The following is a 24,396-nucleotide window of genomic DNA, read 5'->3' as shown; positions in this document are numbered from 1 at the left end:
CCGCGCCCCACCGCCGGCGCGCGCCTCGAAAGGCTCCTCCTCGCATGAATCTCGCGACGTTCTTCTCGCAGTACGGCCTGTTCTTCGTCCTGGCCATCCTGCTCGTCTTCATGGTCCTCTCGACCCGCAAGCGCAACAAGCGAATGAAGGAGGAGCAGGAGAAGAAGGCCACGCAGACCGTCCCCGGAGCCAAGGTGCTGCTGCAGGGCGGACTCTACGGCACGATCGTCGAGTTCGACCCGGAGAACCTGGACCGTCCCGCGAAGGTGGAGATCGCGCCCGGCGTGGTCATCGAGGTGCACTCGCAGGCGATCCTGCGGGTCGTGGACGAGGAGCAGAACGCTCCGGTCGCCGATGAGGCGCACACGCCGCTCGACGAGCAGACGACTCTCGACGCGCAGACCCCGCTGGACGAGCGCGCCAAGGACATCCGCATCGAGTCGGCCGAGGAGACCAAGGCGCGCCTGGAGCGCGACGCCGACGACAAGAACTGACGCGGTCCGCGCGCGCCGCTCGACCGTCCCTCCGGACAGACCGTCCCCCTCAGAAAGCGAAGAACCTTCGTGGCATCGTCTTCTCCCGTCAAGCACGCCTGGCGGGTTCTGCTCGGCCTGCTCATCGCCATCGGCGTGCTCTTCGGCCTGAACGCCCTGGGCGTGTACGGCTTCGGCAAGAGCTCCTGGTCGCCGCAACTCGCACTGGACCTGCAGGGTGGCACGCAGATCATCCTCAGCGCGCAGACGGCGGACGGCAAGGATCCCAACGCCGAGCAGCTCGATCAGGCGGCGCAGATCATCCGCCAGCGCGTGGACGCCTCGGGTGTCGGCGAGTCGGACATCACCACGGAGGGCGGCCGCAACATCGTCGTCCAGATCGCCGGCAAGGCGGACGAGGCGACGCGCAACCGCATTCAGGCCAGCGCGAAGATGGAGTTGCGTGCCGTGCTGGCGGCCACGGCGCCGTCCACGTCCTTCGTCGGCGACGACGGCAAGTCGACGCCGTATCCGACCCCCGCGCCGGATCTCGCCTCCACGCCGTCGCCGTCACCGACCGACGGCAGCGACATGTCGTGGGTGACGCCGAAGCTGCAGGCCGAGTTCCTCGCATACGACTGCAAGACCAAGCGCGATGCGGCGAAGCAGCCCACCGACCAGCCGCTGATCGCCTGCGATAGCAGCGGCCAGGCCAAGTACCTGCTCGGTCCGGTGGAACTGGACGGCACGTCGATCAAGGACGCCGTCGCCGGCCTGAACCAGCAGAATGCCCAGTGGGAGGTCAACCTCACCTTCGACGGCAAGGGCACCGACGCGTTCGGCAAGGTCAGCCAGCGCCTCTACGCGTTCACGCAGCAGAACCAGACGCCGCGCAATCAGTTCGCGTTCGTGCTGGACGGATCCGTCATCTCCGCGCCGTCCATGAACGGCGTGATCCTCGACGGGCGTCCCTCGATCAGCGGCTCGTTCACCCAGGAGACGGCGAAGAGCCTCGCCGACCAGCTCAAGTTCGGTGCGCTGCCGCTGAGCTTCACGGTGCAGAGCTCCGACACCATCTCCGCGACGCTCGGATCCCAGCAGCTGCAGATCGGCCTCATCGCGGGCCTGATCGGTCTCGGCCTCGTCGCGATCTACTCGCTGCTCAGCTACCGGGCCCTCGGTTTCGTGATCATCGCGTCGATCGCCGTGATGGCCGTCATCACCTACGTGCTGATCTGCATCCTGGGCTGGCGGATGGGCTTCCGCCTCTCGCTCGCCGGCGTCGCCGGTCTGATCGTCTCGATCGGATTCACGGCCGACTCCTTCATCGTCTACTTCGAACGAATAAGGGATGAGCTGCGCGACGGCAAGTCCATCACCGGTGCGGTGGAGGACGGCTGGAGTCGCGCCAAGCGCACGATCTACATCTCGAAGTCGATCAACATCCTCGCCGCCGTGGTGCTGTACATCCTCGCCGACGCAACGGTGAAGGGCTTCGCGTTCACGCTGGGTCTGACCACCCTCATCGACGTGCTGATCTTCGTGGTGTTCACGCACCCGGTGATGCAGATCCTCGCCCGCACGCGCTTCTTCGGCAACGGCCACCCGCTCTCGGGCATGGACCCGGAGGCGCTCGGCGCCGTCTACCGCGGACGCACCGAGTACCGCGCCGTCGCCACCGGCTCTCAGGGCAAGGCGGCTCGCGCCGGCCGCTCCCGTGGCGAGGCGGAGCGTCGTCAGACCATCGCCGAACGAAAGCGCGCGGAGGCTCTTGCCGAAGCGTCCCAGGGCGCGAGCCGGAACGGGGAGAACGACTGATGCGCTCCATGAACGAGTTCGGAAACGACCTCTACTCCGGCAAGACCTCGTTCCCGTTCGTCGGGAAGCGGCGGCTCTGGTTCATCATCGCGATCCTGCTCGTCGTGGGCTCCGCGCTGGTGCCGCTGTTCCGTCCGGTGCAGTTCTCGATCGAGTTCACCGGTGGATCCCAGTTCACGGTCGAAGCCCCCGCGAACCGCAACCAGGACATCGCGACGACCGCGGTGCGCTCGGTGCTGCCGAATGTCACCACGAAGGTGACCACCGTCAACAACCGCGACATCCGGGTGCAGACCGCCCAGCTCAAGAGCGAGCAGGAGAGCCACGACGTGGCGGCCGCCCTCGCGAAGGCGTACGGCGTCGCCGAGGACAAGGTGAACACCTCGTTCATCGGCCCGAGCTGGGGCGAAGGCGTGACACGCCAGTCGCTCTGGGGCCTTGCGATCTTCCTCGCGCTGACGTTCCTGATCCTCGCGATCTACTTCCGCACCTGGAAGATGTCGGCGGCGTCCATCCTCGGTCTGCTCGACGTGCTGATCATCACGGTCGGGGTGTACGCGCTGGCCGGGTTCGAGATCTCCCCGGCGGCCGTGATCGGCTTCCTCACGATCCTCGCCTACTCGCTGTACGACACCACGGTCGTGTTCGACAAGATCCGCGAGAACACGACCGAGGAGGGCGCCAAGTCCTCCCGCACGTTCGGCGAGGCCGTGAACCTCGCCGTGAACCAGACGCTCGTCAGATCGATCAACACGGCCGTCATCGCGGCCTTGCCGGTCGGCGCGATCCTGTTCATCGGGGCGTTCTGGCTCGGCGCGCAGACCCTCACCGACATCTCGCTGTCGATCTTCGTCGGCATCATCGTCGCCGCCTACTCGACGCTGTTCGTCGCGGCACCGTTGTACTCGCTGTTCCGGGAGAACGAGCCGGCGATCCGTGAGCACGACAAGCGCGTGCTCGCGGCGCGGGAGCGCGCCACGGCCACCGCGGTGGAGGTCTGAGCCTCGATGCGTCCGGCCGTCCCCGGCGCTTGTAGGATGATCTGCCTGGAGGTCGGATGAGCGAGGTCGGCACGACGCCTGGGGCGTCGGCGCAGGGGTCGAGTCTGCGCAGGCTCGTCCCGCGCATCTTCTCGCGCGCGCCCCGGATCAACGACCTCGACAACCTCATCCGCACGGTGCGGCAGAACCACCCGCGCGGCGATCTCGCGATCATCGAACGCGCCTACGCGGTCGCGGCGGAGAAGCACCAGGGGCAGAAGCGACAAAGCGGCGAGCCGTACATCACGCACCCGCTCGCGGTGGCGCAGATCCTCGCGGATCTCGGGCTCGGCCCGCGAGCGATCGCGGCCGCCCTGCTGCACGACACGGTCGAGGACACCGGCTACGCGCTCACCGAGTTGACCGCGACCTTCGGCGACGAGGTCGCCATGCTGGTCGACGGCGTCACCAAGCTCGACAAGGTGAAGTACGGCGACAGCGCGCAGGCCGAGACGGTTCGCAAGATGATCGTCGCGATGTCGAAGGACATCCGGGTGCTCATCATCAAGCTCGCTGACCGCCTGCACAACGCCCGCACCTGGGGTTTCGTGCCGCCGGAGAAGGCGGCGAAGAAGGCCACCGAGACCCTCGAGATCTATGCCCCGCTCGCGCATCGGCTCGGAATCCAGGCGATCAAGTCCGAGCTCGAGGACCTGTCCTTCGCGGTGCTGCATCCGAAGATCTACGCCGAGATCGACAGCCTCATCAAACAGCGCACGCCGCAGCGCGAGAAGTACATCCACGAAGTGGTCGACGCGGTCGAGAGCGACCTGCGTGACCTGCGAGTGCGCGGGAAGGTCGCCGGGCGGCCCAAGCAGCTCTACTCGGTGTACCAGAAGATGGTCGTGCGGGGCCGCGAGTTCGACGACATCTACGACCTGATCGGCATCAGGGTCCTGGTCGGCACGGTGCGCGACTGCTACGCGGTGCTGGGCGCGATCCACGCCCGATGGACCCCGCTGCCCGGCCGGTTCAAGGACTACATCGCCACCCCGAAGTTCAACCTGTACCAGTCGCTGCACACCACGGTGATCGGCCCCGGCGGCCGCACGGTGGAGATCCAGATCCGCACGCACGAGATGCATCAGCAGGCCGAGTTCGGCGTGGCCGCGCACTGGATGTACAAGGAGCGGATGAACGGCACGGGCAAGGGCACCGCCGACGCGGACATGACCTGGCTCGCGCACATCTCGGACTGGCAGGCCGAGACCGCCGACCCCAGCGAGTTCCTCGACTCGCTGCGCTTCGAGATCGGCGCGAAGGAGGTCTACGTCTTCACGCCGAAGGGCCGCGTGATCGGGCTTCCCTCCGGTGCGACGCCAGTGGACTTCGCCTACGCGGTGCACACCGAGATCGGCCACCGCACGATGGGCGCCAAGGTCAACGGCCGGCTCGTGCCGCTGGAGACCGCGCTGAACAGCGGTGACGTGGTCGAGGTGTTCACCTCGAAGAACCCCGACGCCGGACCCAGCCAGGACTGGCTGACGTTCGTGAAGAGCACGCGCGCGCGCAACAAGATCCGCGGCTGGTTCACGAAGGAGCGCCGCGAGGAGGCGATCGAGCAGGGCAAGGAGGCCATCGCCCGTGCGATGCGCCGGCAGAACCTGCCCCTGCAGCGGCTGATGAGCCAGGAGTCGTTCACCGAGGTCGCGCACCAGCTGCGCTATGAGGACGTCTCGGCGCTGTACGCCGCGGTCGGTGAGGGGCACGTGTCCACCCAGTCCGTGCTGGAGAAGGTCACCGCGCTCATCTCCACGACCGAGGACACCTCGACCGGCGCGATCGACATCCCCGCCCAGGGACGCAGCCGCATTCCGCGCGAGGGCGACTCCGGGGTGCTGGTGCGCGGCGCGGCCGACATCCTGGTGAAGCTCGCAAAGTGCTGCACCCCGGTGCCGGGGGACGAGATCGTCGGTTTCGTCACGCGGGGGAGCGGCGTGTCCGTGCACCGCTCCGACTGCGTGAACGTCAAGGCACTGTCGGTCGAGAAGGACCGGATGGTGGACGTCGAATGGGCGCCGACCACGCGCAGCGTGTTCCTGGTGCAGATCCAGGTGGAGGCGCTGGACCGTTCCGGTCTGCTGTCCGACGTCACCAGGGTGCTCAGCGAGCACCACGTGAACATCCTCTCCGCCACCGTTCAGACGACCAACGATCGCCTGGCGCTCAGCCGCTTCGTCTTCGAGATGGGCGACACGGTGCACCTCGACCGCGTGCTCAACGCGGTGCGCCGGATCGACGCCGTCTACGACGTCTACCGCGTCACCTCGTCCTGAGCGAGGTCTTCGCGCCCCGAGGCGCGGTCGTCTCGCTCAGCAGGACGGCGGTTCTGCTCCGTAAGCGGAGAGGAACCGTGCGACGCGGTGATAGCCGGGGCCGTGGTGCAGCCGTGCCAGGCGGACAGCGGTGCGGGCGACGAGCGACGGATCCGCGAGAACCAGCAGTCGGGCCCAGTCATGCCGCTCCGGCACCGTCACGGGCCAGCGCAGCAGGTCGATGAGTGTGCGCTCCGGGGTCGTCACCGCGTGGCCGCCGAGGTGCTGCACGTCCGAAGGGTCCAGCACCGGATCATGCACGATGATCCGTCGCGTCGTGGGGGCGCGCAGCCGGCGGCCGGTCGCGCTCTGCAACTCGTGCGGATCCGGTGGGGAATCCCCAGCGCCATGGATCCACGCTGCGGTCATGCCGGCGAACGCGGCACCGTGCAGCCCCGCGACGAGGGAGGCCAGTGAAGCGGCCCGGAGAGCGGCCGTCTCGACGAGGTCCGCCGGAGCGTATGCCTCGCCGAGCTCGACCACATCCCCATCCAGGCGCGCTGCCGCGAGTTCGGGCAGGGAGAGCCGATCTCCGGGGAGGTGCAGGAACGCGCCGCGCATGCCTCCAGTGTGCGGTACACGACACAGGGCGGGGATCCGGAGAACCCCGCCCTGTGGACAACTCCCGCGAATGCGGGGTGCGTGTCGTCGTTCAGCCCCCGAGAGCGTTCAGCCAGGCGCGTCGGGCCTCGAGAGCCTCGGTCGCCTCCTTGAGCGCCTTGGCGTTGCCGGACTGCTCCGCGGCGTCGCGCTCGGCCTCGAGCTTGGCGATGGCCTGCTGGAGCTGATCGCTCATCGCGCCGGCGCGGGCCTTCGTCTCGGGGTTGTTGCGCTTCCAATCGACGTCCTCACGCGACTTCAACTCCTGCTCGATGACGCGGAGGCGATCGTCCAGGGCACGCTCCTTCTCGCGCGGGAAGATCCGTCCGACCTCATCCCACTGGCGCTGGATGCGGGTCAGCATGGCTCGCGCCTTGGCGAGGTTCGGCTCGTCAGCGACGGCCTTGGCCTCTTCGAGCAGCGCGGTGCGCGCCTCGATACGGGGAGCGGACTCCGCCTCGGTCGCTGCCGCCTGCTCGGCGCGCGCTGAGTAGAGCGCGTCACCCGCGGCCTTGAACCGCGCCCACAGCGCGTCGTCGGCCTTGCGCCCCGCACGACCGGCGGCCTTCCACTCGTCGAGAAGACTGCGGTAGGCGGGAATCCCGTCCACGCCCTTGGGCGCCAGGGCCTCGGCGCGCTCGACCAGGCGCGACTTGCGGTCGCGCGCGGTCTTGTGGGTCTCGTCGAGCTCGGCGTAGAAGGCCCGGCGCTGACGGTCAACCGTCGCGCGAGCATCGCGGAATCGCTTCCAGAGCTGATTCGCCGCACCCTTCGGGAGGCGCGGGCCGTTCTGCTGGTGGCTCTGCCACGCGTCGAACAGCGCGCCCATCTCCTCGGTGACCTTCTTCCACTGGACGGAGGAGAGGTCCTGCGCGGCGATCGCCTCGGAACGCTCCACGAGAGCGGTGCGCTCGGCGATGGCCGCGTCGACGGCGGCCTTGGTCTCGGCCGCCTCTGCCGCAGAGGCGTCGGCGAGGGATCCGGTCAGCGCGTCGAGGCGGGCACGGAGGTTCGCGAGGTCGCCGACCGCAGCTGCGTCGGTGACCTCGGTGACGAGGTGCTGCGCCTGCTTGGCGAGATCCGTGGCGCCGGACCCGCCGGCCTGCACCCGCTGCTCCAGGGTGTTCACCTTGAAGGCCAGATCCTCGAACTTGCGCACGAAGTAGGCGAGCGCCTCGGCCGGGGTCCCGTCGGGGTACTGCCCGACCTCGCGCCACTCATCGCCTTCGCGAACGGACACCGTCCCGTCCTCGGTGACGCGACCCCATTCGGCCGCGTCGCTGGTGCTCACCGGTGCCGGGACGACGGGCGCCACCGGCACGGCGGGGCGGATCGCCGAGGCGGGGGGCCGGGGCATGGCCGGAGGCCGGGGCATCGCCGGCGGACGCGGAGCCGGGACCGAGGGGCGCGCTTCGACGGCAGGGGCCGGAGCGGAAGCTTCCTCACCGGTCTGCTCGGCAGGCGCGGACTCCTCGACAGGCCTGGCGTCCTCGACCGGTGCAGCAGTTTCGGCGTCGGCGCTCTCGACGGGTGCCGCGGCGACCTCGGGCGATTCCGCGGTCGGGGCCTCGGCTGCGTCGGCGACGGGCGTCGTGGCGTTCTCGGCGTCGGTCTGCGAGGTCTGCTCGGCGGACGTCGGGTTTTCGGGGGTGTGCTCTTCGGTGGACACGGTGAACTCCTTGCGCGGCATGCCGCGGGAGGCGGAAAGGACAGGGCCAGCCTAGTACGCCGGGGCGGGGCGCGAGAGGGCTGCCGCTCAGCCGGCCGGGGTCTCCGTCGCCGTCGGGGCAGGCGCGGGAACGGAGCTCGGAGCCGCCGTCGGGCTGACCGTCGGAGAGGGGGACGGGGCGGGCGCGGTCGCCTCCGCATGCACGACCTGGCTCACGATCGCGCCGATCACGATGACGGCTCCCACGACCACGGCGACGGTGTTGTCACGCACTCTGCGCCGGACGCTCGCGGCGTGCAGGCCCTGGCGTGCGGCGTGCAGGCGCGCGCGCTCCTGCTGCGTGCGAGCGCGCTGATCGCGGGCGTTCGTCGGGCGGCGAGCGGCCATGGATCCTCCCTGGATGTCGAGGACCGAGCTTATATCGCGTGCGCCTCGGCGCGCCGTGCGACGCGAGACTTCGCAGGGGTGCCGCGCGTCCCCGTGTCGGTGCACGACGTTAGCCTTGACCGCATGACTCCTGCAGCACCGCTGATGAGCGGCCAGACGCCGCTCGCCGTGCGGATGCGTCCGATCTCGCTCGACGAGGTCGCCGGGCAGCAGCACCTGCTGCGGCCGGGTTCGCCGATCGTGGCGCTCGCGGATCCCGCGGCGAAGACCGCGTCGGGCGTCTCGATGATCCTGTGGGGCCCGCCCGGCACGGGCAAGACCACCCTCGCGCAGGCCATCGCGCGCTCGTCAGGGCGGCGCTTCGTGGAGCTGTCGGCGATCACAGCGGGGGTGAAGGACGTGCGCGAGGTCATGCAAGAGGCGCTCAACCAGCGCGACCTCTACGGCCAGTCGACCATCCTGTTCCTCGACGAGATCCACCGCTTCACGAAGGCGCAGCAGGACGCCCTGCTGCCGGGCGTGGAGAACGGCTGGGTCATCCTCATCGCGGCGACCACGGAGAACCCGTCGTTCTCGGTGATCTCCCCGCTGCTGTCGCGATCGCTGCTGCTCACGCTGCAGCCCCTCACCGATGAGGACATCGGCCTTCTGATCGACCGGGCCGTGTCCGATCCGCGTGGGCTGAGCGGGCGCGCGGCGCTGGACGACTCCGCGCGGGCCGCCCTGATCCGGCTCGCTTCGGGCGACGCGCGGCGGGCGCTCACCGGACTCGAGGCTGCGGCGGCCGTCGCGGCATCGCCGGATCGCCTCACCGAGGACGAGACGCCGACCGTCACCGACGACGACGTCGCGCAGGCTGTGGATCGCGCGCTGCTTCGGTACGACCGCCAGGGCGACGAGCACTACGACGTCATCAGCGCGTTCATCAAGTCGATCCGAGGATCCGACGTCGATGCCGCCGTGCACTATCTCGCCCGGATGATCGAGGCGGGCGAGGACCCGCGCTTCATCGCGCGGCGTCTGGTCATCTCGGCGTCGGAGGACATCGGCCTCGCGGACCCGCAAGCGCTCGTGATCGCCGCGGCGGCGGCCGATGCCGTCGCCTTCATCGGCATGCCGGAGGGCAGGATCCCGCTCGCCGAGGCGACGATCTACCTCGCGACCACGGCGAAGTCGAACGCCGCGTACCTGGCCATCGACGCGGCGATCGCGGATATCCGTGCGGGTGGGTTCGGGCGAGTACCCGTGCATCTGCGCGACGCGCACTATCCGGGCGCCAAGCGCCTGGGACACGGCAAGGGCTACCGCTATCCGCATGACAGCGACGCCGGCATCGTGCCGCAGCAGTATCTCCCTGACGAGCTGCAGGGGCGCCGCTACTATCAGCCCAAGGCGCTCGGCGGAGAGCGCGAGGTGCAGGCGCGGCTCGAGCGCATCAGGAGGATCCTGGGGGAGGCGTAGGCGGGGCGTGGCACAAGTCGTCGCACTCAGAGCCACTGCGACAGGCGCTCAGGCCTGATCTGATAGCATGGATCGGCTCGAAACCGTGTTTTCGGGCATCTCTCCACTCCTGCACCACCCTCTCGTCCGCCCCGGCGTGCGCTCGTGAGGGGCGGAATCGAGACGATACGTCCGCGAGCCGTGATCGACACGGCCGCGTATCGAAAGGAACACTTCGTGGTCACGAAGTCCCAGGACCGCCGCAAGGTCCGCCTGTCCCGTGCACTCGGCATCGCCCTCACCCCGAAGGCGGCCAAGTACCTCGAGAAGCGTCCCTACGCTCCCGGTGAGCACGGCCGCACCAAGCGCAAGCAGGACAGCGACTACGCCGTCCGTCTGCGCGAGAAGCAGCGTCTCCGCGAGCAGTACGGCATCCGCGAGAAGCAGCTGGTCATCCAGTTCAACGAGGCCCGTCGCAAGGACGGCCTGACGGGTGAGAACCTCGTCGAGCAGCTCGAGATGCGTCTGGACGCACTCGTGGTCCGCGCCGGTTTCGCGCGCACCACCGCGCAGGCGCGTCAGCTCGTCGTGCACCGTCACATCCTCGTCGACGGCCAGCTCGTCGACCGCCCGTCCTTCCGCGTGAAGCCGGGTCAGCTCATCCACGTCAAGCCCAAGAGCGAGGGCCTCGAGCCCTTCCAGGTGGCGGCCGCCGGCGGTCACGCCGACGTCCTGCCCCCGGTTCCGGGCTACCTCGAGGTCGAGCTCGACAAGCTGGAGGCCCGTCTGGTCCGTCGTCCCAAGCGCGCCGAGGTCCCCGTGACCTGTGACGTGCAGCTGGTCGTCGAGTACTACGCGGCTCGCTGATCCGCAGCGACTCTGCTCTCGGAGTTCAGCGAACTCTGCGAACACGCCGAGGAGGCGTCGGGGGTATCCCCGGCGCCTCCTTCGCGTTTGCGCATACGATGGAGAGCGTTGTGACGAGCGGGCCCGAACCGGAGGTGGTGACATGAAGACCCTGCTGTGGTTCCTCATCGGCGTGATCGGCGGCTTCGTCGCCGCGCACTTCATGAACAAGGATCCGCGAGGACACGACGTGCTGGCGGCCGTCGACGACCGGATCAACGAGTTCACCGGGATCCTCGCCGGCGCTTTCCACGCCGAGGAGGCGCGCCTCACTCAGGACGGCGCCGCGGACTGACGCGGATCGCTCCCTCTCCCGAAACCTGCGCTCCGGCGCGCCCTGACAGCAAGGACCCCTCGACGAGCATGAAGACCGCGGAGATCGCGCAGCGCTACCTGAGCTACTTCGAGAAGAACGATCACCTGATCGTCCCCTCGGCGTCACTGGTCAGCGACGACCCCTCGCTGCTGTTCACCGTGGCCGGCATGGTGCCGATGATCCCCTACCTCACCGGCGTGGTCCCCGCACCGCACCCGCGCATCGCCGACCTGCAGAAGTGCATCCGCACCAACGACATCGAAGAGGTCGGCCGCACGGCCCGGCACGGCACCTTCTTCCAGATGCTCGGCAACTGGTCGTTCGGCGACTACTTCAAGGAAGGCGCGATCCGGTACGCCTGGGAGCTGCTGACCGGCTCCGAGAGCGACGGCGGCCTGGGCTTCGATGAGAAGGACCTCTGGGTCACGGTCTTCGAGACGGACGACGAGGCCGAGGCGATCTGGCGCGACGTCATCGGCCTGAAGCCGGAGCGCATCCAGCGCCTCGGCCGTGCGGACAACTACTGGAACACGGGTCAGCCCGGCCCCGGCGGCCCCGACAGCGAGATCTTCTTCGACCGCGGACCGGCGTACGGCCAGGACGGGGGACCGGCCGCAGACGACAACCGGTTCCTGGAGATCTGGAACCTCGTGTTCATGCAGGACTTCATCGAGAACATCCGCGGCAAGACCGAGTTCGACATCGTGGGCGAGCTGCCCATGAAGAACATCGACACCGGCATGGGGCTCGAGCGCGTCGCCTTCCTCAAGCAGGGCGTCGAGAACATGTACGAGACCGACCAGGTGCGCCCCGTGCTGGACCGCGCCGTCGAGCTCTCCGGCCGCCGCTACGGCGCCGATCACGCCGACGACGTCCGCTTCCGCGTCGTCGCCGACCACGTGCGCTCCGCGCTCATGCTGCTCTCCGACGGCGTGCGACCGTCGAACGAGGGCCGCGGCTACATCCTCCGCCGGCTCATGCGCCGCACGGTCCGCTCCATGCGTCTGCTCGGCGTCGACGAGCCGGTGTTCCCCGAGCTGTTCGCGGTGTCCAAGGACGCCATGAAGAGCGCCTACCCGATCCTCGAGCAGGACTGGGCGCAGCTCTCGGCCGCCGCGGACGCGGAGGAGGAGACGTTCCGCCGCACGCTGGACGCCGGATCCACGATCCTCGACCTCGCCCTCGCCGACACGAAGAAGGCCGGATCCGAGACGCTGAAGGGCTCCGAGGCGTTCCTGCTGCACGACACCTACGGCTTCCCGATCGACCTCACTCTCGAGATCGCCGAGGAAGCGGGCCTGAACGTCGACCGCGCCGCGTTCGACTCGCTCATGCAGGAGCAGCGCTCCCGCGCCAAGGCCGACGCACGCAATCGCAAGCGGCAGATCGCCGACGTGTCCGTCTACGGCGACCTGCGCGCGAAGGGTGAGACCGCGTTCCTCGGCTATGACGAGCTCGAGACCAGCTCGAGCGTGCTCGGCATCCTCGTCGACGGCCAGCCCGTGCGCAGCGCCGCAGAGGGCCAAGTGGCCGAGGTCGTCCTCGCCGAGACCACGCTGTACGCCGAGTCGGGCGGCCAGGTCGCCGACAAGGGCGTCATCACCGGGCCCGGCTACGCACTCGAGGTGCTGGACGTCCAGCGTCCCGTTCCGGGGCTGATCAGCCACACCGTCGAGGTGACCACGGGCGTGGTGTCCGTCGATGCGCCCGCGACGACGAGCGTGGATGCCGCCAACCGCCGAGCCGCCCGTCAGGCGCACTCCGCCACGCACCTCGTGCATGCGGCCCTGCGCGACACCCTCGGCAAGACCGCCACTCAGGCCGGATCCCTGAACCGCGCCGGCTACCTGCGGTTCGACTTCTCCTGGGGACAGGCGCTCTCCGCAGACACCAAGACCGAGATCGAGGAGATCGCGAACCGCGCCGTGCAGGACGGGCTCGAGGTCACCACGCGGATCATGTCCCTGGACGACGCCAAGGCCGCCGGCGCGATGGCCCTGTTCGGCGAGAAGTACGGCTCGACCGTGCGCATGGTGGATATCGGCGGCCCCTGGTCGCGGGAGCTGTGCGCCGGCACGCACGTGTCCTCGAGCGCTGAGATCGGACTCATCAATCTCGTCGGCGAGTCGTCGGTCGGCGCATCGAACCGCCGTGTGGAGGCTCTCGTCGGCGCGGACGCGTTCCGCGAGTTCGCCGCCGAGCGCGCCCTCGTGTCACAGCTCACCTCTGCGCTGAAGACGCCGCGCGACCAGCTCACCGAGCGCGTGACGGATCTGGCCGCGCAGCTGAAGGCGGCGGAGAAGCGGATCGCGCAGTTCGAGGCCGCAGAACGTGCCGGCCGGGTCCCGGCGATCGCGCAGACCGCCACATCCCTCGGCTCGCTGCAGTTCGTCGCGCACGATCTCGGCGAGGTCGGCGGCGCGGACGAGGTGCGCGAGATCGCCACCGGCGTGCGAGACACGTTCGGATCCGCAGCCGCGGTCGTGGCGATCTCGGGCGTGGCGAACGGCCGGCCCATGGTGGTCATCGCGGCCAACGACGCCGCCCGCGCCCAGGGCGCGAAGGCCGGTGCCCTCGCGAAGATCGCGGCCGGCGTGCTCGGCGGCGGAGGCGGCGGCCGCGACGACGTCGCACAGGGCGGCGGATCCGATGCGGCGGCACTGCCGGCGGCGTTCTCCGCGATCGAGCAGGAGCTGCGTCGCGCGTGACCGGGTTCCGACGGGGCGTACGGCTCGGCATCGATGTGGGCCGCGCCAGGATCGGCGTGGCCCGGTGCGATCCTGACGGCATGCTCGCCGTGCCCGTGGAGACCGTGCCCCGCGGCGACGGGGCGGTTGGCCGGATCGCGGAACTCGCCGCCGAATACGAACCGCTCGAGTTCGTCGTGGGCCTGCCGATCAACCTCCGCGGTGAGGACACCGCCTCGACCGCCGACGCCCGCGAGTTCGCCGAGTCCCTCGGCCGTGCCAGCGGGATCGCCGTCCGGCTGATCGACGAGCGCCTGAGCACGGTCACTGCGCACCAGGCGCTGCGCGCCTCGGGACGCACGCAGCGCAACTCGCGCGGCGTGGTCGACCAGGCCGCCGCCGTCGTGCTGCTGCAGCACGCGATCGACATCGAGAAGAACACCGGCAACCCAGCCGGTTCCCCGCTGATCCTCGACGAGGAGAACCCCTGACATGTCCGACCGATCGCCATCGGCCGCCACGCCGGAGAACGACCCCGTCTCGCACGACCTGTTCGGCGCACTGCCGGATCCGCAGGTGCAGACCCCGCGCCCGGCCGAACAGCCTGCGGTTCCCGGTTCCCGTCGTGCGGCCCGCGCGGCCGCGTCCTCCCCGTCCACGCCGGCAGCCTCCGACGAGGGCACCGGGACCCCCGCGGAACGGCACGACGAGACCCATTCGACGCTCGAGGCGCTGTTCCGCCATGAGGCCGAGCCGCCCGTCGCGCCGAAGCGGAAGAAGCGGCGCGGCTGTTTGGTGGCCCTGCTCGTGGTGTTCGTGCTGGTCGCCGGCGCCGCAGGCGGTGGGCTCTGGGTCTGGAACGCCTACGGCGACAAGATCAGCGAGGTCATGGGCTGGGGCCCGTCGAAGGACTATGAAGCGGGTCAGGCCACCGGCAATGCGCTCGTCACCATCAACAAGGGCGACGGCGGGCACCAGGTGTCCGAGGCGCTCTACCGGGCCGGCGTCACGAAGACCTCCGACGTGTTCTACACCATGATGGTGAAGGAGAACATCGTCAACACGTTCTATCCGGGCGTCTACAAGCTGCAGCAGAAGATGACCGCCGCCGCCGCGCTCAAGGCGCTCAACGACCCGAAGAACAAGATGCAGAACTCCGCGGTGATCCCCGAGGGATACACCGTCGCCGAGACCGTGGAACGGATCTCGAAGAGCGTGGATGTGCCGCTGGCAGATCTCCAGGCGGCCGTGCAGAGTCCGGCTGACTACGGGGTGAACGCCCCGTCGCTGGAGGGCTGGCTCTTCCCCGCTCTCTACGAGTTCGGCCCCGGAGCAACCGCGAAGGACATCGTCGCCACGATGGTGAAGCGCACCAGGGACTCGCTCGCCTCCGCGGCCGTCCCCGCGAGCGACGAGCAGCGCGTGCTCACGATCGCGTCGATCATCCAGCGCGAGGCTCGTGCCGAGGCGGACTTCTACAAGGTCTCGCGGGTGATCCAGAACCGCCTGGATCAGGGCATGAAGCTGCAGATGGACTCCACCGCGCAGTACGGCTACGGCGAACTGCACAGCGGCTCGGCCAGCACCTCCGACGAGGCGCAGACCGATGACAACCCGTGGAACACGTATGTGATCGACGGGCTGCCGAAGACCCCCATCGCCAATCCGGGCGACAAGGCGATCGACGCCGCCATGCACCCCGCGGACGGACCCTGGCTGTACTTCGTCACCGTCAACCTGGACACGGGCGAGACGGTGTTCTCGACGACCTACGCCGAGCACGAGGCCGCGGTCAAGCAGTGGCAGGACTGGTGCAAGGCCAACCCCGACTCCGGATGCTGACGTGACCTCTCCGTCACGGCTGGCCGTCTGGGGGGATCCGATCGACCACAGCCGCTCTCCCGATCTGCACAACGCCGCCTACCGGTTGCTCGGACTGGATTGGGAGTACGGCCGTCGCCAAGTGGATGAGGCGGGCTTCGACGAGGCCCTGGACTCCCTCGACGCGACCTGGCGCGGACTCTCACTGACGATGCCGCTGAAGGAGCGGGCCCATGCACGCGCCCACGCCCTCGACGACGACGCCCGCCTCACCGGCGCCGTGAACACGCTGCTGCTGGGCGAGGAGATCCACGGCTTCAACACCGACGTCGGCGGGCTCACCTCCGCGCTCCTGGCGGCAGGTCTCGCGCAGGTGCGCACCGCGCGCGTGCTCGGCGGGGGAGCGACGGCCCGGTCGGCTCTGGTGTCACTGTTGCGCCTGGGCGTCGATGAGGTCGAGCTGCGGACGCGGCGACCGGAGCAGGCCGAGGAGCTCGCCGGTTTCGCCCAGCGCATCGGCCTGAAAGCGACCACGAATGAGCTCGGATCCGGCTCGCCGCCGCCGTCGGTGGATCTGACCGTCTCGACTCTGCCCGGCAGCGCGGCGCTGCCGGATGACGTGATGACGGTGCTCGCGCGAGAGGGCGGCGCGCTGTTCTCCGCCGCGTACGCGCCGTGGCCGACCCCGCTCGCACAGGCGTGGACCGATGCGCCGGTGCTGACCGGACTGGAGATGCTGCTGCACCAGGCGGTCGCCCAGATCCGGATCTTCCTCAATGGTGCACCGGATGCAGCGCTGCCGGACGAGCCCGCCGTGCTCGGCGTCATGCGGGCGGCTCTGCGCTGACGCGCACACGGAAGTCATCCGGCCGGTCGCGCTCTGAACGCATGGGAGACTAGGGGAATGCTCCGCGTGCTCACGGCCGGCGAATCGCACGGCCCCGAACTCATTGCCGTCATGGAGGGCCTGCCTGCGGGCGTCCCGCTGTCTCGTGAGGCGATCCAGTCCGACCTGCAGCGCCGCAAGCTCGGCTACGGGCGCGGCTCGCGGATGAAGTTCGAGCAGGACGAGCTCTCGATCTCCGGTGGCGTGCGCCACGGCTTCTCACTCGGCAGCCCGATCGCGATGCGGATCGGCAACACCGAGTGGCCCAAGTGGGTCGAGGTCATGAGCGCCGATCCCGTCGAGCTCACCGAGAAGTCCCGGGGCCGCAGCGCGGCCCTGACCCGCCCTCGTCCCGGCCACGCCGACCTCGTCGGCATGCAGAAGTACGGCTTCGACGAGGCCCGCCCGATCCTGGAGCGCGCGAGCGCTCGCGAGACCGCAGCCCGGGTCGCGCTCGGCGCCGTGGCGCGCGCGTTCCTCGGCGAGCTCGGGATCCGCCTGGTCAGCCACACCCTGTCCATCGGGCCCGTCCAGGTGCCGGACGGATCCGACCTCCCCACTCCCGACGACGTCGACGCGCTGGACGCGGATCCGCTGCGCTGCTTCGACCCCGCGACCTCCGCGCGCATGGTCGAGGAGGTCGACGCGGCCCGCAAGGACGGCGACACCCTCGGTGGCATCGTCGAGGTGCTCGCCTACGGTCTGCCGCCGGGGCTGGGCTCTCACGTGCACTGGGACCGTCGTCTGGATGCGCGCCTCGCGTACGCGCTGATGGGAATCCAGGCGATCAAGGGCGTCGAGGTCGGCGACGGCTTCGATACCACGCGCCGGCGCGGTTCCGCGGCGCACGACGAGCTGTTCGCCACCGGGGCCGGCATCAGCCGCGGCTCCGACCGCGCCGGAGGAACCGAGGGCGGCATGTCCACCGGTACTGTGCTGCGCGTGCGCGCCGGCATGAAGCCGATCGCCACCATCCCGCACGCGTTGCGCACGGTCGATGTGGCGTCGGGCGAGCAGGCCACCGCGCATCACCAGCGTTCCGACGTGTGCGCCGTGCCCGCCGCGGGCGTCGTGGCCGAGGCGATGGTCGCGATCGAGCTCGCGAACTCCGTGCTGGAGAAGTTCGGCGGCGACAACGTCGCCGAGACCCGGCGCAACCTCGAGGCGTACCTCGCCGCGATCCCGGAGGAGCTGCGCACCACGCCGGCCTCCGAGGCGGCGCTGATCCTGCACGATGAACTCGGCTGAGCCGGCGATCGTCCTGATCGGGCCGATGGGGTCCGGCAAGACCAGCATCGGCCGCAGGGTCGCGAAGGCCACAGGGCTCCACTTCGTCGACACGGACAAGGCCATCGCGCGCGAGCACGGACCGATCCCCGCGATCTTCACGGAGCACGGTGAGACGCAGTTCCGCGCCTGGGAACGAGAGGCCGTCGCCGAAGCCATCGCGGGCGGGGGAGTGATCTCCCTGGGCGGCGGCGCGGTGATCGCCCCCGAGACCCGAGCGCTGCTGCAGAGCGTTCCGGTCGTGCTGCTGACGGTGTCGCCGGAGGCCGTGGCGGCGCGGATCGCCGGCGATGCCCGTCCGCTCCTGCAGGGCGAGGAGGATCCGGTGCAGCGCTGGACGAGGATCTTCGCCGAGCGGCGCGCACTGTACGAGGAGGTCGCCGACGTGCACTTCGACACCTCACGGGTGCCGATGTCGCGGGTGGCGGAGCAGGTCGTGGAATGGATGAGAGGACGAGCATGAGCGCGGAGCAGAACGACGGCGTCACGACGATCGGCGTGACGGGGAGCACCCCCTACGACATCACCGTGGGACGAGGGATCCTCGATCGCGTCACTGCGGCGCTGGCGCCGAGCGTGCGCAAGGTGCTCGTCGTGCATCCGCCGACGCTCGCCGACCGCGCCGCACAGCTGCGCGACCGGATCGTCGCCGACACGGCGAACGGCCCGCGCGAGGTGCTGCTGGCCGAGATCCCCGATGCCGAGCAGGGCAAGCGCATCGAGGTCGCGCAGTTCCTGTGGCAGATCATGGGCCAGGCCGACTTCACCCGCACCGATGCAGTCGTCGGCTACGGGGGCGGGGCGGTCACCGACCTTGCCGGCTTCGTCGCGGCGACCTGGCTGCGCGGCGTGCAGATCGTGCAGGTGCCGACGACCGTGCTCGGGCTCGTCGACGCCGCCGTGGGCGGCAAGACCGGCATCAACACGAACGAGGGCAAGAACCTCGTCGGCGCCTTCTGGGCCCCGCGTGCGGTGATCGGCGACCTGGACGAACTGTCCAGCCTGACTCCGAACGAGGCGACCGCCGGTTTCGCCGAGGTCGTCAAGGCCGGGTTCATCTGGTCGCCTGAGATCCTCGACATCATCGAGGCGGATCCGGCTCGCGCCGTCGATCCGCTCACCCCGGAGTTCCGGCGGGCCGTCGAGCTCGCGATCGGCATGAAGGCGAGCGTCGTCTCCGACGACTTCCGTGAGGCCGGGCAGCGCGAGATCCTCAACTACGGCCACACGCTCGGGCACGCGATCGAGCACGCCGAGCGCTACCGCTGGCGGCACGGCGCCGCGATCTCCGTCGGCATGCTGTTCGCGGCCGAGCTGTCCCGGCTCGCCGGACGGCTCTCGGACGACGACGCCAACCGGCACCGCGCGATCCTCGAATCGCTGGGGCTGCCGACGTCGTACCGCGCCGGCGCGTGGCCGACCCTGCTGTCCACCATGCAGCGCGACAAGAAGAGCCGCGGGGGGATGCTGCGCTTCATCGTGCTGGACGGCATCGCAAAGCCCACTGTGCTGCAGGCACCCGACGAGTCCCTGCTCTTCGCCGCGTACCAGGAGGTCGGCGAGTGACTTTCTCGATCCGGCGCATCGAGACCGACGAATGGCGCGAAGTGCGGGATCTTCGTCTGCGAGCCTTGCAGGATCCCGTCGCCGCGCTCGCATTCCTCGACACGTTCGAGAACGCGTCTGAGCAGCCCGACGAGTTCTGGCAGCACCGCGCGAAGCAGGCTGCCGAGGGCGGCCCCAACGGCCAGTTCGTCACGATCGCGGACGACGGCGAGTGGTTCGGATCGGCCACGGTGATCGGAGATCGGGACGCGGCCCCCTCCGCGCTCGTGGTGGGCGTGTACGTGGCGGACGGGCATCGCGGCTCCGGGGCGATCGAGGCGCTGTTCGACGAATGTGCGGCGTGGGCGGCTGAGGGCGGCCTGACCGAGCTCACGCTCGAGGTGCACGTGGACAATCACCGCGCGCAGGCCGCGTACGAGCGCTGCGGCTTCACGCGCACGGGCCAGATCACCGAGCTCGAGAACGGACGCGAGTACGTGATGACCCGCCCGGTCGTGCCCGTCGCGCGCTGATACCGTGAGCATGTGACCACGCCGCGCCGTCTTCTGCTCGTCAACGGGCCCAATCTCAATCTGCTGGGTCTGCGCGAGCCGGGGATCTACGGATCCGCGACGCTCGCCGACGTCGAGCGTCTCACTGCCGAGGCCGCGGCGGCCTACGGGTACGAGATCCGAGCCGTGCAGAGCAACCACGAGGGCGTGCTCCTGGACGCGATCCACGACGCCCGAGAGGACTGCGCCGGCATCGTGATCAACGCCGGGGCCTACACGCACACCTCGGTCGCGCTGCGGGATGCGCTCACGGGGGTCGCGCTGCCGTTCGCCGAGGTGCACATCTCGGACGTGTACGCCCGCGAGGAGTTCCGCCATCACTCGTACCTGACCGACGTCGCCGCCGTGCACGTCGTAGGGGAGGGCGTGCAGGGCTACGCGACCGCGACCCGCCGTCTGATCCTCGTGATCGCCGGCCAAGCCGACGGCTGATCCCCACGCGAGAGCCGCTCCCACCGGCCGTCCGGCGGGCATCGCGTAAGATGGGACGTCGGTCGATCGACCGCGCAGACTTCAGAACGGACTTCTCAGACCCATGGCATCCACCGCAGACATCAAGAACGGCGTCGTCCTCTCGATCGACGGACAGCTCTGGAACGTCATCGAGTTCCAGCACGTCAAGCCCGGCAAGGGCGGCGCGTTCGTCCGCACGAAGCTGAAGAACGTCGTCAGCGGCAAGGTCGTGGATCGCACCTACAACGCGGGCGCCAAGATCGACATCGAGAACGTCGACCGCCGCGACTTCACCTACCTGTACACGGACGGCGACAACTACGTCTTCATGGACCAGGAGGACTACGACCAGATCAACGTGGCCGCCGCCACGGTCGGTGACGCGAAGAACTTCATGCTGGAGAACCAGCAGGTGCAGATCGCGCTGAACAACGGCAACCCCCTCTACATCGAGCTGCCGGCCTCGGTCGTGCTCGAGGTCACCTACACCGAGCCCGGCCTGCAGGGCGACCGCTCCTCGGCCGGCACCAAGCCCGCCACGCTCGAGACCGGGTACGAGATCCAGGTTCCGCTGTTCCTGGAGACCGGCACCAAGGTCAAGGTCGACACGCGCACCGGCGGCTACCTCGGCCGCATCAACGACTGACGCGTGGGCGCCCGGACCAAGGCGCGCAAGCGCGCCCTCGACATCCTGTTCTCCGCCGACGTACGCGGTGACGACCTCGCCGTGACCCTCGCCGCGGAGGCCAAGCGCGCCGCCGCCGAGCCCGCGCGCGAAGGATCGTGGCTCTATGCGCGCGAGATCGTCGACGGGATCATCGACCACCGCGACGAGATCGACGAGCAGATCACCACGCACAGCCGGGACTGGAAGCTCGAGCGGATGCCGGCCGTGGACCGTGCGCTGCTGCGCATCGGCGTGTGGGAGATCCTGCGCAACGACGAGGTCCCCACGGCCGTCGCGATCGATGAGGCCGTGGAACTCGCCAAGGAGTTCTCCACCGACGAGTCCGGCGCATTCGTGCACGGCGTGCTGGCGCGGGTCGCCCGCACGGCCTGACCTCACGCATTCCGTCGAGGCGCCACTCCCGCGAATCCGGGTGGGGCGCTTCGCCGTCTCCGCGGTCTCGGATGTCGGCGGCGCGGGGGAGGATGGATGATCATGACCTCCGCTGACGCCGACGACTGGCGCGTACTGCTGCAGTCCGCGCGGGCGAGCGGAGTGCCACTGGCGCTGGGCATCGAACTGCGTCGACGCGATCGTGCAGACGCACGGCACTGGGCCGCACGACCGCTGCGCACCGCCACCGCACGGGATCTGGTCAAGGATCCGGGCGAGCTGTTCCTCGCCGTCCGTCCGTTGCGGCGCAGCGACGCCGGATCCGCCTGGGTGCAGGCGGACGCTGACTGGGACGCGGTCCGCCGCCCTGGCACGCGATACGACGCGGCGCACTCCCGCTGGTTCGCCGATCTGCTGAGCATCTCGCGCGACTCGCTGCTGTCCGGCACGGCGGGGGACTGGCTGCTGCTGGATCCCGTGGCGTCGCCGCTGCTGTGGCCGCACCTGCAATCGGCCGCAGACGCGGGAATCCGCATGGTCGCCACGGAGCGCAGCACCCGTCTGCAGTGGTCCGACGAGCTGCGGATCGTGGTGGACATCGCGGCGGACGGCCATGGCGGGCTCCTGCTCTCCGGCGCGGTCGACGCCATGGGCGAGGCATTCCCCGCCGCGACCACACAGGCGCTGGGATCGGGTGGGGTGTACGCGCATCGCGTCATCGGAAAGCGCATCGATCTCGTGCTCGGGCCGGTGGCGCTGACCGACGGTGTGCGGGCGCTCCTCGCAGCCCCGGCCGGACTGACCGTCGCCCCGGTCGACAAGAAGGCGTTCTTCCGGGACGGGTATCCGACGCTCCTGCGCGGCGCTGCCGTGCGCGCGGAACACGGGGTCACGCTGCCGGCGCCGCCGAAACCGGTCCCGCTGCTCGTGGTCGACTTCCGCCCCGACGACGTCGTGGCGTACCGGTTGCACTGGGACTACCCGGGGTACGCGCGCTTCCCCCTCGATGAGCGGGCCGCCGACACCGGGGTGCGCGACGGCGCCGTGGAAGCGCGGCTGCGTCCGTCCGTGCTCGCGGCATGGACCGAGGTCACCGGCCTGCCGTTCACGCTGGCGGGCACGCTGCGCGACGCCGATGCGGCCGAGTTCGTCTCGCACCTCGTGCCGGCTCTCGAAGAGCGCGGCTTCGTCGTCGAGCGCACCGGCACGCCGCGCACGTACGCGGAGCTCACCGGCGATCCGTCGATCACCGTCAGCACAGTGGAGAGCACGGATCCGGACTGGTTCGAGCTCGGCATCCTGGTGCGGATCGACGGGCGCTCGATCCCGTTCGAGCCGTTGTTCCGCGCGCTCGCCCTGCGGCAGGGCAAGCTCAAGCTCGTCGACAACACCTGGTTCTCGCTGCGGCATCCCGCCTTCGACCGGCTCAAGGAGCTGCTGAACGAGGCCGCGGAGCTCGCGGAGTGGGAGACGGGTCCGCGAATCGCGCGCACCCACGTGACGCTCTGGGAGGACTTCGAGGATCTTGCCGACGAGACCGTGCCCGCACAGGCCTGGCGCGCCGCTGTCGAAGGCCTCAGAGCCGATCCGGGCCAGGATCCGGTTCCCCTGCCCGCCGCCATCACCGCGGAGCTGCGCCCGTACCAGCGTGAGGGTTTCACGCGGCTCGCGCGCCTGTGGCAGCACCGCCTCGGTGGCATCCTCGCCGACGACATGGGCCTCGGCAAGACGCTGCAGCTGCTCGCGCTCATCGCGCACGCCCGCGAGGATGCCGCCGAAGGAGACGCCCCGTGGCTCGTCGTCGCGCCCACGTCGGTGCTTGCGGTCTGGCAGCGCGAGGCAGAGCGGTTCGCGCCCGGGATGCGGGTCGCGATCGTGGATCGCACCCGGGGCGCGCACGGGGTCGAGCTGGCCGCGCACATCGACGGTGCGGACCTCGTGGTCACCTCGTACACGCTGCTGCGCCTGGACGCGGAGGAGTTCGCCCGCCGGCCGTGGTCGGGCGTCGTGCTCGACGAGGCGCAGAACGTGAAGAACCCGGCCACCCGGCAGCATCAGGCAGTCGCCGCGCTCGACGCCGGGGCGGTGTACGCCGCCACAGGCACGCCGCTGGAGAACGGCCTGGGGGAGCTGTGGGCGCTGCTCGGCCTCACGTCGCCAGGCTTGTTCGCCTCGGCGCGGAAGTTCCGGGAGGACTTCATCCAGCCGATCGAGCAGGGCAAGGTGCCCGAGAACGCCGAGGGCGCCCCGTACCGTCGATCGCGCATCGACCTGCTGCGGCGGAGGATCCGCCCGTTCCTCATCCGCCGCACGAAGGAGCTGGTCGCCCGGGACCTCCCCGAGCGGCAGGAGCAGGTGCTGCGCGTCGAGCTCGCCCCCGCGCACCGCCATCGCTACGACACGGTGCTGCAGCGCGAACGGCAGAAGATCCTCGGGCTGCTGGAGGACCTCGACCGGCAGCGCTTCATCGTTTTCCGCTCGCTCACGATGCTGCGCATGCTGAGCCTGGCGCCCGGCCTGATCGAGCCCGACGACGCCGGCATCGCGTCCCGCAAGCTCGAGGAGCTCGTTGAGCGACTGCTCGAACTGCGTGCCGAAGGACACCGGGCACTCGTGTTCAGCCAGTTCACGTCGTTCCTCGGGCTCGCCGCCGAACGCCTGCGCCGTGCCGGCCTGCGGATCTCTTACCTCGACGGATCGACCAGGGGCCGGGACCGCGTGGTCCAGGAGTTCCGCGAGGGGGATCAGGACGCCTTCCTGCTCAGCCTCAAGGCGGGCGGCACGGGCCTCACGCTCACCGAGGCCGACTACGTGTTCCTGCTCGATCCCTGGTGGAACCCGGCGGCCGAGGCCCAGGCCGCCGACCGCGCTCACCGGATCGGTCAGCAGAACCGCGTCTTCGTGTACCGGATGATCGCCGAAGGCACGATCGAGGAGAAGGTGCTCGCGCTGCAGCAGCGAAAGGCGCGCCTGTTCTCGGCGGTGCTGGACGACGAGGATCTGTTCGCGCAGACCCTGACCGCGGATGACATCCGGGAATTGCTCGGCTGAGGCCCGGCGCCGCCAGCGCTCGGATCCGGGTTATGCACGGGCCGTCTCCAGGGCCGCCGTGAATCGCCCC

General features: G+C 69.8%; 22 protein-coding genes. 19 read left to right on the top strand and 3 right to left on the bottom strand.

Annotated features, from left to right (window positions below; translation table 11 throughout):
- Positions 1-44: 44 nt before the first annotated feature.
- From AC1DCT_RS02545 to AC1DCT_RS02530, 4 genes are all read left to right on the top strand, one after another.
- Positions 45-494: a preprotein translocase subunit YajC gene (locus tag AC1DCT_RS02545; protein ID WP_440731803.1), complete on the top strand. Its 450-nt coding sequence runs from the start codon at positions 45-47 to the stop codon at positions 492-494.
- 69 nt (positions 495-563) lie between these two features.
- The gene (gene secD, locus AC1DCT_RS02540; protein ID WP_441975944.1) at positions 564-2,291 is read left to right on the top strand and encodes a protein translocase subunit SecD; all 1,728 of its coding nucleotides are present in this window, start codon (positions 564-566) and stop codon (positions 2,289-2,291) included.
- Complete coding sequence (gene secF, locus AC1DCT_RS02535; protein WP_441975943.1) at positions 2,291-3,292, top strand: protein translocase subunit SecF; 1,002 nt, start codon at positions 2,291-2,293, stop codon at positions 3,290-3,292. The genes secD and secF overlap by 1 nt, the downstream gene beginning before the upstream one ends.
- Positions 3,293-3,348: 56 nt before the next feature.
- Positions 3,349-5,607, top strand: coding sequence for a RelA/SpoT family protein (locus AC1DCT_RS02530; protein WP_440731800.1), 2,259 nt, complete (start codon positions 3,349-3,351; stop codon positions 5,605-5,607).
- A gap of 36 nt (positions 5,608-5,643) precedes the next feature.
- Here AC1DCT_RS02530 and AC1DCT_RS02525 read toward each other — a convergent pair whose 3' ends face one another.
- The 3 genes from AC1DCT_RS02525 to AC1DCT_RS02515 form a co-directional block, all read right to left on the bottom strand.
- A complete protein-coding gene (locus AC1DCT_RS02525) occupies positions 5,644-6,207 on the bottom strand; it encodes a type IV toxin-antitoxin system AbiEi family antitoxin (RefSeq protein ID WP_477229072.1) in 564 nt (187 codons plus the stop codon).
- 91 nt (positions 6,208-6,298) lie between these two features.
- Complete coding sequence (locus tag AC1DCT_RS02520) at positions 6,299-7,915, bottom strand: DUF349 domain-containing protein (protein ID WP_477427280.1); 1,617 nt, start codon at positions 7,913-7,915, stop codon at positions 6,299-6,301.
- An 87-nt stretch (positions 7,916-8,002) separates the two neighbouring features.
- Positions 8,003-8,302, bottom strand: a complete 300-nt coding sequence (locus tag AC1DCT_RS02515) for a hypothetical protein (RefSeq protein WP_441975940.1) — start codon at positions 8,300-8,302, stop codon at positions 8,003-8,005.
- Between the two features lie 123 nt (positions 8,303-8,425).
- On the opposite strand from AC1DCT_RS02515, the gene AC1DCT_RS02510 reads away from it, so the two are divergent.
- From AC1DCT_RS02510 to AC1DCT_RS02440, 15 genes are all read left to right on the top strand, one after another.
- Positions 8,426-9,763: a replication-associated recombination protein A gene (locus tag AC1DCT_RS02510; protein ID WP_477427278.1), complete on the top strand. Its 1,338-nt coding sequence runs from the start codon at positions 8,426-8,428 to the stop codon at positions 9,761-9,763.
- A 216-nt stretch (positions 9,764-9,979) separates the two neighbouring features.
- Entirely contained in the window at positions 9,980-10,609 is a 630-nt protein-coding gene (gene rpsD, locus AC1DCT_RS02505) for a 30S ribosomal protein S4 (protein ID WP_440731795.1), read from the top strand.
- A 142-nt stretch (positions 10,610-10,751) separates the two neighbouring features.
- Positions 10,752-10,943 carry a hypothetical protein gene (locus AC1DCT_RS02500; protein ID WP_440731794.1) on the top strand — a complete coding sequence of 64 codons (192 nt, stop codon included), beginning with the start codon at positions 10,752-10,754 and terminating at the stop codon, positions 10,941-10,943.
- Between the two features lie 68 nt (positions 10,944-11,011).
- Positions 11,012-13,672, top strand: a complete 2,661-nt coding sequence (gene alaS, locus AC1DCT_RS02495; protein ID WP_441975938.1) for an alanine--tRNA ligase — start codon at positions 11,012-11,014, stop codon at positions 13,670-13,672.
- Entirely contained in the window at positions 13,669-14,142 is a 474-nt protein-coding gene (ruvX, locus tag AC1DCT_RS02490) for a Holliday junction resolvase RuvX (RefSeq protein WP_440731792.1), read from the top strand. Before alaS ends, ruvX begins: the two co-directional genes overlap by 4 nt.
- A 1-nt stretch (position 14,143) precedes the next feature.
- The gene (mltG, locus tag AC1DCT_RS02485; protein WP_440731791.1) at positions 14,144-15,493 is read left to right on the top strand and encodes an endolytic transglycosylase MltG; all 1,350 of its coding nucleotides are present in this window, start codon (positions 14,144-14,146) and stop codon (positions 15,491-15,493) included.
- A gap of 1 nt (position 15,494) precedes the next feature.
- Positions 15,495-16,319: a shikimate dehydrogenase family protein gene (locus AC1DCT_RS02480; RefSeq protein WP_441975936.1), complete on the top strand. Its 825-nt coding sequence runs from the start codon at positions 15,495-15,497 to the stop codon at positions 16,317-16,319.
- Positions 16,320-16,376: 57 nt separating this feature from the next.
- Entirely contained in the window at positions 16,377-17,606 is a 1,230-nt protein-coding gene (gene aroC, locus AC1DCT_RS02475) for a chorismate synthase (RefSeq protein ID WP_477427276.1), read from the top strand.
- A complete protein-coding gene (locus tag AC1DCT_RS02470; RefSeq protein WP_477427274.1) occupies positions 17,593-18,108 on the top strand; it encodes a shikimate kinase in 516 nt (171 codons plus the stop codon). Before aroC ends, AC1DCT_RS02470 begins: the two co-directional genes overlap by 14 nt.
- Positions 18,105-19,211: a 3-dehydroquinate synthase gene (gene aroB / locus AC1DCT_RS02465; protein ID WP_477427272.1), complete on the top strand. Its 1,107-nt coding sequence runs from the start codon at positions 18,105-18,107 to the stop codon at positions 19,209-19,211. Before AC1DCT_RS02470 ends, aroB begins: the two co-directional genes overlap by 4 nt.
- Positions 19,208-19,723 (top strand): GNAT family N-acetyltransferase, encoded by a 516-nt coding sequence (locus AC1DCT_RS02460; protein WP_441975932.1) that lies wholly within the window; start codon positions 19,208-19,210, stop codon positions 19,721-19,723. The genes aroB and AC1DCT_RS02460 overlap by 4 nt, the downstream gene beginning before the upstream one ends.
- 12 nt (positions 19,724-19,735) lie before the next feature.
- The gene (aroQ, locus tag AC1DCT_RS02455) at positions 19,736-20,194 is read left to right on the top strand and encodes a type II 3-dehydroquinate dehydratase (RefSeq protein ID WP_441975931.1); all 459 of its coding nucleotides are present in this window, start codon (positions 19,736-19,738) and stop codon (positions 20,192-20,194) included.
- Between the two features lie 103 nt (positions 20,195-20,297).
- Entirely contained in the window at positions 20,298-20,861 is a 564-nt protein-coding gene (efp, locus tag AC1DCT_RS02450) for an elongation factor P (RefSeq protein WP_045273064.1), read from the top strand.
- Positions 20,862-20,864: 3 nt separating this feature from the next.
- Positions 20,865-21,275 (top strand): transcription antitermination factor NusB, encoded by a 411-nt coding sequence (gene nusB, locus AC1DCT_RS02445; RefSeq protein ID WP_440731784.1) that lies wholly within the window; start codon positions 20,865-20,867, stop codon positions 21,273-21,275.
- A gap of 102 nt (positions 21,276-21,377) precedes the next feature.
- Positions 21,378-24,326, top strand: a complete 2,949-nt coding sequence (locus AC1DCT_RS02440; protein ID WP_477427270.1) for a DEAD/DEAH box helicase — start codon at positions 21,378-21,380, stop codon at positions 24,324-24,326.
- Positions 24,327-24,396 lie beyond the last annotated feature (70 nt).

The sequence above is a fragment of the Microbacterium sp. 10L49 genome, assembly GCF_056395125.1.
This window is presented reverse-complemented; position numbering and strand designations above follow the sequence as displayed.

Excerpts from the sequence above, each read along its gene's own strand:
- aroB (WP_477427272.1), top strand. The coding sequence starts at position 18,105 with ATGAGCGCGGAGCAGAACGACGGCGTCACGACGATCGGCGTGACGGGG.
- AC1DCT_RS02510 (WP_477427278.1), top strand. The coding sequence starts at position 8,426 with ATGACTCCTGCAGCACCGCTGATGAGCGGCCAGACGCCGCTCGCCGTG.
- AC1DCT_RS02500 (WP_440731794.1), top strand. The coding sequence starts at position 10,752 with ATGAAGACCCTGCTGTGGTTCCTCATCGGCGTGATCGGCGGCTTCGTC.
- AC1DCT_RS02525 (WP_477229072.1), bottom strand. The coding sequence starts at position 6,207 with ATGCGCGGCGCGTTCCTGCACCTCCCCGGAGATCGGCTCTCCCTGCCC.
- AC1DCT_RS02545 (WP_440731803.1), top strand. The coding sequence starts at position 45 with ATGAATCTCGCGACGTTCTTCTCGCAGTACGGCCTGTTCTTCGTCCTG.
- alaS (WP_441975938.1), top strand. The coding sequence starts at position 11,012 with ATGAAGACCGCGGAGATCGCGCAGCGCTACCTGAGCTACTTCGAGAAG.
- mltG (WP_440731791.1), top strand. The coding sequence starts at position 14,144 with ATGTCCGACCGATCGCCATCGGCCGCCACGCCGGAGAACGACCCCGTC.
- AC1DCT_RS02440 (WP_477427270.1), top strand. The coding sequence starts at position 21,378 with ATGACCTCCGCTGACGCCGACGACTGGCGCGTACTGCTGCAGTCCGCG.
- AC1DCT_RS02515 (WP_441975940.1), bottom strand. The coding sequence starts at position 8,302 with ATGGCCGCTCGCCGCCCGACGAACGCCCGCGATCAGCGCGCTCGCACG.
- aroC (WP_477427276.1), top strand. The coding sequence starts at position 16,377 with ATGCTCCGCGTGCTCACGGCCGGCGAATCGCACGGCCCCGAACTCATT.
- efp (WP_045273064.1), top strand. The coding sequence starts at position 20,298 with ATGGCATCCACCGCAGACATCAAGAACGGCGTCGTCCTCTCGATCGAC.
- AC1DCT_RS02470 (WP_477427274.1), top strand. The coding sequence starts at position 17,593 with ATGAACTCGGCTGAGCCGGCGATCGTCCTGATCGGGCCGATGGGGTCC.
- secF (WP_441975943.1), top strand. The coding sequence starts at position 2,291 with ATGCGCTCCATGAACGAGTTCGGAAACGACCTCTACTCCGGCAAGACC.
- AC1DCT_RS02530 (WP_440731800.1), top strand. The coding sequence starts at position 3,349 with ATGAGCGAGGTCGGCACGACGCCTGGGGCGTCGGCGCAGGGGTCGAGT.